Here is a 12,781-nt window from a genome sequence, read left to right on the forward strand (position 1 = left end):
CCCTAAAGCATCACCACAATGTTTTATGGTTTTATGCTATTAACACCACCAAGCGAAAATAAAACATTATGCAAGATACAAAAAATCAAACAATTGATAAAATCCAAAATAAGATTGAAGAAAGGATTTATTCAAATAAGGAAATTGCCTTAATCCAGCTCAATGATATTATATCAAAGCTTCCTCCATCAATAAGTGAGCTAATTCAGGAAGGGTTTGACCATAAAAGAATACCCAAAGAATATTTGCTAAGCTCAATTTTGTTTGCTTTTGGAAATGCCAGCGGATTGGCCTTTAAAACAAAGTGCCTTTCTTACATAAATTATACAAATTTATATTTTGTAATTATTGGTAGTCGTGGAGATGTAAAATCTCCGGCAATGAAGCTCGCATGCGATCCATTGAACACCTACGACGATAACGAATATGATTTATACATCAAATCAAAACCAGATGATGAAGACGATAATTCATTTATAGAAGAATCTAAAAAAATAAAACGAAAACAATTGTTGGTACAAAACGCCACTATTCAAGCCGTAACCCATATTCATTATCAAAATCCTTATTCAATTGGAATTTTTATTGACGAACTATACTACCTCTTTGACCAAATGGCAAATAAAAACAGTAGCGATGGAACCGCATGGAGAACATTTCTTCTACAAGGCAACACGAATAGTCATGTTGACATTGCCAGAAAAACAGCAGACAGTTATAGGATTAAAAAATCTTGTCCTTACCTGCTAGGATCAATTCAAGATGAATTCATCCCTAAAATGTTTGCCAATGGAAACCTTGAAAGCGGTTTGATAGATCGATTTTTATTTACAACCAAGCTAACAAATAATTCCAAAATTTCCACTTTAGAAATACCTGTTAGTGTGATGGAAAATTATAAGAATTCTTTAACTAACCTATTGAAATACAGAAGAAGTATTGAAGAAACCCAAGAAGAGCTTTTTATTAATTTTGAAAAAGCCGCTTATTCTAAGATACATAAGTATTCACAGTCTCTTTTAGATAAAATACAGCGCGAAATTAATGTCGAGTGTGAATATATTTCAAAAATGTTAATTTCTATTCACAAGTTGGTATTATTGTGTCACTTAATGATAAAGTCTCAAAACGATGCCTATCAGGACAAGATTTCCGCATACACAGTAGAGCTGGCAATACTAATCAACGAATATTATTATACTCACTTTAAAATTGTGCTAGAAAAGAGGAAAAACAATTTTGACAACAAAAAGTTCATCACTGAAGTTATTAAAAAAGCAGTAAATAATGAGGTTTCACAAACTGAGATTGTCAAGCTTACCGGGCTTTCGAAGAGCTATATATCAAAATTGTATGCTAAACAAATAAAAGATGGAAACTAGAAACTGGAAACTTTTAATTAAATAAGTAAAACACTAGTAAAATCAATACTTTCCGCAGCTTTAGATTAAAATAAAAGTTTCCAAGCCAATCTCAACCAAAAAAATTAGGAAACCAAACAATAAACTAAAAATAAGGTTAAGATACTGTAAACGTTTATAATACAACCATTAATTAAAAGTTTCCAGTTTCATGTTTCTTACATAAAACAATTGTTACAATGAAAAAAAAAGTAGAACAAAAAATGATCTTTGCAAAAAAACGAGACTATAATCTCATCACCCCATGTTGTGGTAAAGTTAATAAAAACGGAGCGTTTCAGCACTCCGAAAATTTTGGCAAAAAATTCGGTTATTGTTTCTCTTGCGGAAAAACTACGGCTCCACTACCGATATGGGTTGACGGAAACAATAATGAATTCATATGGAATAATGAATTACGAAAATTTGAGAAAAGATTTAAATCATTAGATATTGAAACTACTTCGCTTGTTCCAAAACAACAAGAACTACCGGTGCAAAAATTTATAAATGAAAACGAAATTTGGAAACACTTTTATGTTGAGCCAGAAAATAACTTATTAAGATACCTTAGAAAAAATTATGGTGATGATAAGATAGATGAAGTTAAAGAAATGTATGCTATAGGCACATATACAGATGGTGGCACCATGTTTTGGTCAATTAATATTAATAACAACGTTCAAAAACTTAAGATATCATATTACAATGAAAACGGCAAGCGAACAAATAACTTCAAAGTTCCATATACAAATGACAGTGGTTATTATTCATGTTTATTTGGTGAGCATCTTCTTATTAAAGGTTGCAAATCTCAAGTAGTAATTTTAGTTGAAAGTGAAAAAACAGCAATTGTAGGTGCAATTTTATTTCCTAATCACTACACTTGGCTTGCTTATGGTGGTCTTAACGGACTAACTGAATCTAAAGGAGAGGTATTAAAGGGATTTGAAAAGGTATTAATTGTACCAGATTTCAGTGAAAACGCAGTAAATGCAATACAGAAAAGGATTGACTTGCTGAATCACCAAGGATTTAATCTCAAAATATGGAATTTGGTTTCAGGCATCGATGATGAAAACTTAAAGAAGCTAGGACTTTATAACTGTGACCTTGAAGATATATTTAGAAACCAGGAAAATCCCATATTTAACTCGTTGCTCTAAAACCGTTCATATTATCCTTAATCTCAAAAAAATCAACAAAATGCGGAAAACCGTAATGTAGATTAAAAAATTCTCGATATTTTGGAGGTTCAAAAAACTACAGAGAATGGAGTTAACCGAAAAATTTCTTCTTGAATTACAAAATAGACTAAAAGTTGGTAGCAGAAGAGGAGTACATTTAAATGCTATTCCAGGTCGGTCTAGATATAAATTTGACCTAACAAGATTATCTCATATCGACAAAAATTTACCCCAAAATTTTGTAGATGCCTTACTAACACAGTTACCTCTGAAGTTCAAAATCAGTTGGAAGGATAATGTTCCAGACCTTAATAGTCTCTTTGAGGATGACCAAGTGCAATTAGTTAAAATCACGAAATCTTTCGAAAATTTAATAAATCAAACTGATGCTATTGAGTCAGAAAAAGGTATTAACACTTTTGGCTTTGGTTTTCCAATTTTAATTAGACGTGATCAAACTGATAATAAGTTGACCGTAGCACCAGTGTTAATATGGTCATTAAGAATTAAAAGAACAAAAGATTTTAATACTTGGGAAGTTCAAAGAAATGAAGATGATCCCATTTACATTAATGAAGTTCTAATTAATCACTTACAAAATGATTCAAAAATTGAAATTAATCAAATATCAGAAGAACATTTAGAAGATGGTATTATAGATAAAAATGAGCTGATAGATATATGTTTTAATCTTATCGATTCTATAAATACATCAACGCCTTCAGATTTAAAATCAACGTTTGAAAGAAAATTAAATCAGATCACACCAATAGGTGATAAAAAACATTATGAGTCCTTGCCTTTAACTTCAAATAATTCTTTTATTGACTTTGGCGGTATATTTTCAATTTTTGAGGTTCAAAAACAGAATATAATAAACGATTACAATGAGTTATTAGAACTAGCTGGTGACACAATAGATTTGGAAGATATTGATGAATATTACTTTCAACCAATTTCATCTGTCGAAACAGATCCTTCTCAGCAAGGTATTTTACATTCACTAAATCACTCTCGAAATATTTTAATTCAAGGACCACCGGGAACAGGAAAAAGTCAGTCCTTAACTGCAATTTTGGTTAATGCACTTGAGAATAAGAAAAAAACTATTGTTGTATGTGAAAAGCGAACGGCTTTAGAGGTTTTGAGCAACTCTCTAAATGAAAGAGGTTTAAATTTTCAAACTATCTTAATTAAAGATATAGTCAAAGATAGAAGGCTTGCCGTTGATTCTGTACGAGATAGAATAGATAACTCAGCTTATAGAAAATACCGATATACGCACTCCAAAGAAACTCTTGATAATATAATTAAGAAATCTAAATCTCTAATAGATGCCATAAATAAAAGACATCAAAAATTAGATGAAAAATTACTTGGAAATAGCAATTGGACGAATATAGTAGGGGCATTCTTGTCTCAGCTTAAAGGGTTTTCAGAAGATTATAAACTCAATTTAAATAGTGAATTGTTTCAGTTCGAAACAGACGAGTTGAATAGATGGCTTGAATTAATTAGGCAAGGTCAAACGCTTTACCAGGAATATCAACCATATAATGAATTGTCTTTTTTAAATAGTGAAAAATTGGTAGGTGAAAATCCGTTTGTGGTTGAAAGAAGGATTAAAGAAGACTTCAAAAAATACGAGGATTTTTTAACGAAAATAATTGACAACTGGAATAAATTAAGATTAGAGTATTTTGAGATCAGAAGGAAGGAGTATGCACAACAAAAAAGGGTCATTGATAAATATTTAAAATCTTTAGGTAATATACTTCGTGAATATCAAGGCTCACCCGATTTTTTTGATGAGAGGAAGACATCAGGCGTGTTTTATAAAATTTCGGCAATATTTTCAAAGAATAAAAAAGAGTTGATTTCAGCCCAATTAGCTTTTGAAAAGAACTATTCTGAACTAGTTAGTATATCTGAAACATTTGACGATTTTCAAAATGTTGGAGCTTGTAATTCGATTGCAGAAAAGAAGAAAAAACTCGATGATTATTCAACAAAAATTGGCAGCGAAGAATTACAATTTCAGAATAAAATTGAAAATGAATATTCTGAATTGAATTTCTTTTCAAATTTGATTGATAAGTATGCTACAGCATCTTATCATAAGCTAAAACAGACTTTGAATGACTTAAAATCAAAATTGATTGCAGATGAATGGGTAAAAGATGAAATACCTGAAAAACACCAGGAGTTTCTTACATCGATTAACAATTTGATTGCAATAAAAAATCACTATTTCGAATATAATGAAGACCTGTTTTCAAAAGAATTCAAGTGGTTTCAATATTACAATTCTATTTCTTCAGATGAAAGAATGGTTATTAATCAGTTGTTGCAACAAGATGATTGGCGTAAAATATTTTTAATTAATTATTTTGACTTGCTACTGATTAGTAATGCTAATATGGATTTGCCCACAGATGATAATGACCATATTGAACTAAATCATTCTCTCAAGAATTTGAAGACTGAACAAATTAGATACATTACAGAATATTGGTATTCTCAACAAATAGACGCAACGCGAGAATTCGATCGCCGTAACCCAAGTTTATCAGTCGAAAATTTATACAATAAACGAGCTAGTTCCAAGTACAGAAGACTTTCCCTTAGAGAAATAGTAAAATTTGATATTGATTTGTTTACCACATTTTTCCCTGTTATTCTAACTACTCCAGATGTTGCCAGTAATTTATTTAAAGGTAAAAACAAGTATTTTCATATTGTAATGTTTGATGAGGCAAGTCAATTGAAACTTGAAGATAATTTGCCGGCCCTTTTAAAGGGTAAACAAATTATAATTGCAGGTGATGAGCATCAAATGCCACCTTCAAATTATTTCAGTAAGATTTTTGACGGAACAATAGAAGATGAGGATGATTTTGAGGATGAGATTGAAAAAATTAAAAGTAATGCAAGTAATTCCTTATTAGACTGTGAATCTTTATTAGATTTTGCCTCTGAATTGGGTTTTGATAAAAGGCACTTAGACTTTCATTATAGATCTAGGCATCCTTATTTAATTGACTATTCGAATTTTGCTTTTTATAATCAAAGACTTAAACCACTCCCAAATGGTTTCGATTACAATCCTATTAAATTCGTTCAAGTAAACGGTACATATTCAGATAATTCTAATGACGCAGAGGCAGAAATGGTTCTTTCTATTATTGAAAATAACATTTCAAAAATGCCAAATGGTAAATACCCATCAGTTGGAGTTGCCACATTCAACATAAATCAGCGAAATCTAATTCTTAGTAAAATTAATGAAAGAAGAAAGTTTGATAGTTTTAAGGATTTTAATGATAAAATTCAAGAGTTTGAGGATAATGGATTCTTTGTTAAAAATTTAGAAAACATTCAGGGAGACGAAAGAGACGTTATTATTCTATCAACAACCTATGGTATAAATAAAGACGGAAAGTTTGCCCAAAGATTTGGTTCTATAAATCATTCAAAAGGATACAAACTTCTTAACGTTATTATTACTCGTGCAAAATATAAAATATACGTTTGTTCATCTATTCCTCAAGAGGTGTTTTTGAATTATAAGGAACATTTAATAACCGAAGGGTCAAATAATAGAAGAGCTGTATTTTATGCATATTTAGCATATGCAAAAGCAGTTAGTGAACAAGATGAAGAAGGAAGATTAGCTATCTTAAACAATCTAGCTGAAAATTCAACTAAGACAACCTCAATCGATAGTTTTAATGCAGATTTAGAATCTCCATTCGAGGAAGAAGTTTTTGAGGCTTTAAAAGAACATTTTGATGAATCTAAAATCACCCCTCAACTAAAGTTTGCCGGTTTTAGAATTGATCTCGTCTACAACTCAAATAAACCGGGGATTCCGCCAATTGCAATTGAATGTGACGGTGCAGATTATCACTCTAGTCAAGAAGCTTACTTATATGATAGACATAGGCAAAAAATATTGGAAGGTCATGGTTTTGTGTTCCATAGAATCTGGAGTACCAATTGGTGGAGAAATTCAAAAGCCGAAACACGAAAATTAGTTGAATTTATTAAAGGAGTAGAAAGCCAAATTCATTTACAAATCGAAGATAGATCAAGTACAAGCCAAGCTTTTACTGATAATATTGTGCGCGTTGAAGACAAAATAGGAAATTCCAGTCCAGTTTTCGCGAATGATAGCAAAGAAAAGGTTAATTCATTTGGCGAACTTGATCTTATATTTCATGAGAACGATAAACCTAAAATTGAACTCAATTCTAAAGTAAAAATCAAGTACATCAATTTAGATAAAGATTTAAAAGTTCAACTGGTTGATCAGATTATTTTAAATCCTTTTAAAAATGATGGCGTACAAAAAATTAATATAAAATCACCTCTGGCAATAGCTTTAAAAGGCAGGAGCGTTGGGGATACTGTTAAAATTGGAAATTTGGATAATTATGTAAAAATTTTGGAAATTTTAAATTGAATTTTCATTTAAAGTTAAAATATTAGAAAGTTTGAAATTTGTTAAACACTGAAAATTAATATTTTAAAAAAAATAACTAAATATTTTAAAATTATGGGAATAAAACCAGGGCCTAAAAGGATAGCAAAATCAACAGGTAAGCCAGACAGACGGCAAAGAGATAACAAAGAGACACCGAGAAATACACCATCCTTAAAACCTCATAAACACAAAAAGGGAGATTGAAAAACTTAAATATCTCTATTACCTTACTATAGAATAATTATAAAAGTGAAAAACTTTCTCCTACGCCGGTAAATTATTGTTAACCCCAATTCGTAGTAAGAAAGTTTTTCTAATTTCAGGTTAGTTGCAGCATTAACCTGAAGGTTTATTAATCTTAGCCAGGTTAGCAAATATTAAAAACTTTCTTAATTACTGTATGCACTAAATTAATACGTTATAATTGGACTGCGCAGGTAAATTACCAGTAATTTACCTACGCCGAGGAAAGTTTTTCTAATTTCAGGTTAGTTGCAGCATTAACCTGAAGGTTTATTAATCTTAGCCAGGTTAGCAAATATTAAAAACTTTCTTAATTACTGTATGCACTAAATTAATGCGCTATAATTGCACGGCGAAGGTAAAATACCAGTAAAATACCAGTAAAATACCAGTAAATTACGAGTAATTTACCTGCGCAGTGGAAAGTTTTTCTAATTTTAGGTTAGTTGCATCATTAGCCGACATTGTTGAATGCTATTTGCGTTAAAATTAAGTTACGCAACTGCGCAAAACTGCTTGCCAACATTACATAAAACCAATAGACACATGGATCAACACTACTCTATACTAGGGTTGCGCACTCTTTTAATTGCAACATTAATGCAACCTTATTACGCGCTGTTTGTATTAAAATTACGCTGTGATATTGCGCAAAACTGGATACCAACATTGTAAAAATCTAATAAATATAGGCATTAACAATACCCTACACTTTAAGATTGCACTTTTTAAGTTGCGCAACCTTGCAAATGTAAACGCAAATGAGATAACGCAACCCATCTGCAATATTATGTGTTGCACAAAATTGCGCGGGAAGATTGCAAAACTCCAATAAATGTGTGAATTAATAATACTCTGCACCTAATAAGCGCACTTTTTAAGTTCGGCAAGCGGTTAACTTTAAAAATTGCTAACTTGCAAGAAAGAACCAATAGGGTATGAAACGGTTTATCACAGTAACAGCAGTTATGCTTAGTTTAATAGCTACGGCACAAAGCCCGATAGAATCTGAGCAATCTACTAACAAATGCACTGCTACGGTTTACAATGCTAAAGATTATGTTGGGCAAAACATAACTGTTTGCGGTTATGTGGCTCAGGTAAGTACCGTTGAAAGTATTAATGGACAACCCACATACATTAACATGGGTGGTAAATACCCCAACCACCATTTTACAGCCGTAATTTGGAAAAAAAATATTCTTAGCTGGGAAGGCGCCAACCTGCAAGAATACAACAATCAACTGCTGGCCATTACCGGTGAAGTGGTCCTTTACAAAGGACAAGCTCAAATTACGGTTTATACACCGAAGCAAATAGAAATAATTAAGTTGTAGTTCTGCAAGATCTTACGGAATCCCGTAAAAATCTATAAAACAACTTCCGTATTTTTAAATTTTTTAAATGTCATATGATTAAAAATAACTTTTTAAACAGTTGGTTGTTAGAGTTTTTTATGATTTTGATTATATTTGAAAAAAGATATTATACTAACACGGGAATATCCTGTAAAGTTGGAACAAAACCATTGATAAACTTTATGATATATTCAAGTTAAAAACAAGCTGAAAAAAGAAGGATTAGCATCAAGGTGATGCGCAGGCAATGACGTAATTTTTTTGAAAGAATTTATGTTACTGCCTGTTAGGTTGGTTCGATTCCAACATCCTTCACATATAAAAAAATATGATTGTAAGAACCAACGCTTTTAACACACTACAAAGACAAGTACAAGAAACGTTTGACTTCGCTGTGGTTGTTTGTCATTCGGTTCCTGCCTTAAAACTACAAATGACTTTACTGGATAAAGGGACTATAAATCAATTACCAACACCTGACTATTTTACAATTAACTCCACAACAGAATTGAGAGCTCAAGCAAAAGGATATAAAGAAAAGCTTGCGACATATTTGTTTCTTAGTTCATTCTCCTTTTTTGAAAATTATTTCGGTTCTGTTTTAAAAGAAATATTTGATTTAAACACATCTATACCTGACAAAGCCACTCTTGAAAACAGTCTGAAGAATAATACGAACACAAAACCAAAAAGAGCCTTAATAGGAACTTATAACAAAAAACATCATCAACGATATGAAAAGTATTCTTTCGAACTCAAAACAAACGGATATATAACCCCTGACGAACTTTTAAAAATTGTAGCGTTCAACAACTTATACAAAACGATACAAAATCTAAAAGCCAATGAAATCCCAGATTTTCTAATATCTCATTTTAAAATTGAAATTACAGATTTAGAAAAATCACAATTCAGTAATTATAGACAACTTAGAAATGATATAGCTCACGGAGATCATCCAAAATTAGATTTAAGGAAAGTAAAAGAAGCCAATGCGTTTTTGAGAAAATTAGCTGCTAAAATAGACGACTTTTTAACTGAACATTACATAAAATTGAATAACTACTTGGAATGAAAAGCCATTTGCCAACAACGTCTGTAAAAAATCGTGGTTTAATATACAAACACGTTACCGGCAACCTTAAGTGACGATAAAATTGTAAATTTGAAATAAAGAAATTAATCAAAATGGATAGAGTAGAATATCAATCAATGGTCATTCAAGATATAATTAATCTTGAAGATAAAGGAGAACTAAATACAACTCCTTGGTATCAAAGAAGGTCTGTTTGGAATCAAGGACAAAAATCTTACTTGATAAATACGATTTTTGAAAAGAAACCAATACCATCACTATATATCCGACATTCACTTGACCTAGACAAAGGAATAAGCATCAAGGAAGTTGTAGATGGGCAACAAAGGACGCGAGCTATAATTAGTTTTTGTAATAATGAATTTACAGCAAGGCATCCGGAAAGCAATAAACTAATTAAGTTTAGTGAGTTAAATAAAACTCAAAAACAGAATTTTTTACTTACCGCAATTCCTGTGGGCTTCCTTCTTGGCGCAACAGATGCAGACGTTATAGATATTTTTGCAAGAATCAATTCTGTTGCAAAAACACTAAATTCACAGGAAAAACGAAATGCACAATTTAGCGGAGAGTTTAAACAATTTAGTGTTAAACAAGCTGTCAAAAGAACCGAGTTTTGGAAGGAGTATGGAATTTTTACAGGTAACGATATTGCAAGAATGAATGAAGTTCAATTCGTTTCTGATGTCGTTATTAACTTAATGGATGGTCTTACGGCCTACAGTGCAGCAAAAGTTACGAAGTACTATAAGGATTATGATGAAAATTTGGAAAACATTGATCGTTTAAGTAACAGACTTGACAATATTTTTGACATTTGTGTATCGTTGAATCCATCTTCGATAAAACAAACTATTTTTAATCGTCCTCCAATTTTCTTCTCATTGTTACTTGTGTTAGACGAAATAAAAAAACCAAATATTAGTAAAATAGAAAAAGGATTAGCGGAAATCGATAATAGGTTTAATTCGGATACTCCAGTTTCCGACAGACCTAAAGAAGATATAAATTTTTATAATGCTTGTTCCGCAACAACGCAATCCCTACCAAACAGAAAAGTAAGAGCTAATTATATAAAATCATTCATCGAATAGTGCCAAGAGTCAATGTTATAACGACCTTAAATAACAGTCGTAATGATATCGCTCTTCTAAATAATTACATACAAAGCTCTAGAAATCTTGAAGCAAAGTATCAACATATGATTAGCGAAGTTGTTATGCTAAGACTGTTTTCAATATTGGAGCATTCGATATCAGAGTTTGCTTTCAAATTCGCTTGTGGTGCTGTTTACAGAAATGGAAGTAGGCCACGTGTTCATACGATATGCAGGAGCCTACAAGATGCAAATACACAAATGTTATCCTATGGAAGAAGAAATCCACTACCATACCATAGATGGACTAAGGATAATCTTATACAAAAAAGCATTCAAAATGTATTGGACATTACAGATTCCTTTTTTTTACAAATTCAGGTGCACTCGAATTTAATAGACGAAATGCGGATAGTTAGAAATCACATTGCACATAAATCAGCAATTACTAAAAGAGAATACTACACTTTATTGACCAACCTCTACGGTGGAAATCCAAGAATTACAGCAGGTGCATTTCTCGCTTCAACTACTCGACAACCGAGAGCTAATATTGCCAAGTATATAATTGCGACTAAAATTATTTTGAATGACATTTCCAACGGTTAAAAATGTAAAGGTAGCCGGTAACAGGCGTTCGGCACAATGGCCGGTTCGTGTGTTATTTGAACATTCTACGTCGCATCAACTTTTGTGCTATTTGGACAGTTTTGAGCTACGAAATCCGCATCGTCGTAAAGCCGCAAAGCGTTACCACCCATTTGAGAAAAATATTTTGATATGAAATTTAGGAATTTAATTTTACTTTTTAGTTTGATTTTATTGACAAGCTGCGAATCTGAAAAGTTCACTACTGCTAACGGAAAAGTTATGGAAGTATCCTCTTTAGCTGGAATGAATGTTTTTGATATCGCTTATGAATACAGCAATTCAAGTCCCGAAACTTTAACAGGTACCAATAATGAAAGATGGGTAGTTTACTTCGATGATATTGATATTACGCTTGAGACAAGTAAAACAACGAATATCGTTCAAAAAGCAAAAAAAGGTAAAAAACCTAAGAGCAGTACTTGGGCTAATTAACATTACCATTTAATGGAAATACCTATTAAATTAGAAAGTCTTGAAAACGATATCGCGGAATGTTTAGTACATTTAGAATATCTGAAGAAAATTTCTTTTTTAGGGAAAGAGATAAATGAGTTTGTTGACAATCATAATTTGAACGAGAAGGCGTTCATTGATCCTGATATTTCGAATGCTCATTGCATAATAACCATTGCGCAATTGGAAACTTCTTTGATTTTAAAAGGTTTGTATTATTCTACTCATGAATTGGAAAAGAAGCAACTCTTGAAGAATGGAATTTTGATTATATACGAGGCTATAAAAAGTATTGATGAATTTAACAAAACACTAAATAAGTACTCAAATCAATATGTCGAATTGAAAAACGAGCTTAACAAATATTTTAGAGAATTAAAGACATTTAAAAAGGGCATCAAATTCGATAGAGATATCAAAAACATAAGAAACAATGTTGCAGGTCACATAAATAAGGATTTTATTGAATATTCAAAATTTATGGAAACTGTGGACGTTGAAAAATCCATAAATTTTTTGATTGCATTTAGGTATATTATTAATGGCTTGAATGATTATTTATTTAAGTGTATAATAAAAGAATAGCGGGTAAAAGGTGTGTTGCAACAATATATAGAAAATTGTTACAAAGTCGTTTAATATAAACAAGGGCATGTTTGGATTATCCCCAAATTTGACAACCACTACTGAAACATAGTTTTTATTGAACCCACTCAAAACTGGGATACTTAAAAGGAAAAAGAACAGACTTTACAGATAAAACTATACAAAAAAACTACGATCAATAGATTGAACGTTCAGACTATATACT

At 31.4% G+C, this 12,781-nt stretch carries 10 protein-coding genes; all 10 read left to right on the top strand.

The genetic code is table 11. The features are described from left to right. The first annotated feature begins 68 nt into the window (after positions 1-68). The 10 genes from FJ651_RS09000 (at position 69) to FJ651_RS09045 (ending at position 12,555) form a co-directional block, all read left to right on the top strand. On the top strand, positions 69-1,382 hold the full coding sequence (locus tag FJ651_RS09000; RefSeq protein WP_140990185.1) for a DUF3987 domain-containing protein: 1,314 nt from the start codon (positions 69-71) through the stop codon (positions 1,380-1,382). 218 nt (positions 1,383-1,600) lie between these two features. Beyond that, on the top strand, positions 1,601-2,566 hold the full coding sequence (locus FJ651_RS09005) for a DUF6371 domain-containing protein (protein WP_140990186.1): 966 nt from the start codon (positions 1,601-1,603) through the stop codon (positions 2,564-2,566). Positions 2,567-2,672: 106 nt separating this feature from the next. Then, positions 2,673-7,052, top strand: a complete 4,380-nt coding sequence (locus FJ651_RS09010) for an AAA domain-containing protein (protein WP_140990187.1) — start codon at positions 2,673-2,675, stop codon at positions 7,050-7,052. 1,202 nt (positions 7,053-8,254) lie between these two features. Then, positions 8,255-8,653, top strand: coding sequence for a hypothetical protein (locus FJ651_RS09015; RefSeq protein WP_140990188.1), 399 nt, complete (start codon positions 8,255-8,257; stop codon positions 8,651-8,653). A gap of 349 nt (positions 8,654-9,002) precedes the next feature. Next, a complete protein-coding gene (locus tag FJ651_RS09020; protein ID WP_140990189.1) occupies positions 9,003-9,749 on the top strand; it encodes a HEPN domain-containing protein in 747 nt (248 codons plus the stop codon). A gap of 113 nt (positions 9,750-9,862) precedes the next feature. After that, positions 9,863-10,864 carry a DUF262 domain-containing protein gene (locus FJ651_RS09025; RefSeq protein WP_140990190.1) on the top strand — a complete coding sequence of 334 codons (1,002 nt, stop codon included), beginning with the start codon at positions 9,863-9,865 and terminating at the stop codon, positions 10,862-10,864. A 263-nt stretch (positions 10,865-11,127) separates the two neighbouring features. Further along, entirely contained in the window at positions 11,128-11,475 is a 348-nt protein-coding gene (locus FJ651_RS09030) for a hypothetical protein (RefSeq protein ID WP_140990191.1), read from the top strand. Further along, a complete protein-coding gene (locus FJ651_RS09035) occupies positions 11,456-11,650 on the top strand; it encodes a hypothetical protein (RefSeq protein ID WP_140990192.1) in 195 nt (64 codons plus the stop codon). The genes FJ651_RS09030 and FJ651_RS09035 overlap by 20 nt, the downstream gene beginning before the upstream one ends. Before the next feature lie 29 nt (positions 11,651-11,679). Continuing rightward, positions 11,680-11,949, top strand: coding sequence for a hypothetical protein (locus FJ651_RS09040; RefSeq protein WP_216746113.1), 270 nt, complete (start codon positions 11,680-11,682; stop codon positions 11,947-11,949). 12 nt (positions 11,950-11,961) lie between these two features. After that, a complete protein-coding gene (locus FJ651_RS09045; protein ID WP_140990194.1) occupies positions 11,962-12,555 on the top strand; it encodes a hypothetical protein in 594 nt (197 codons plus the stop codon). Positions 12,556-12,781: the final 226 nt, after the last annotated feature.

Source organism: Paucihalobacter ruber, from assembly GCF_006494535.1.
GTDB lineage: Bacteria > Bacteroidota > Bacteroidia > Flavobacteriales > Flavobacteriaceae > Paucihalobacter > Paucihalobacter ruber.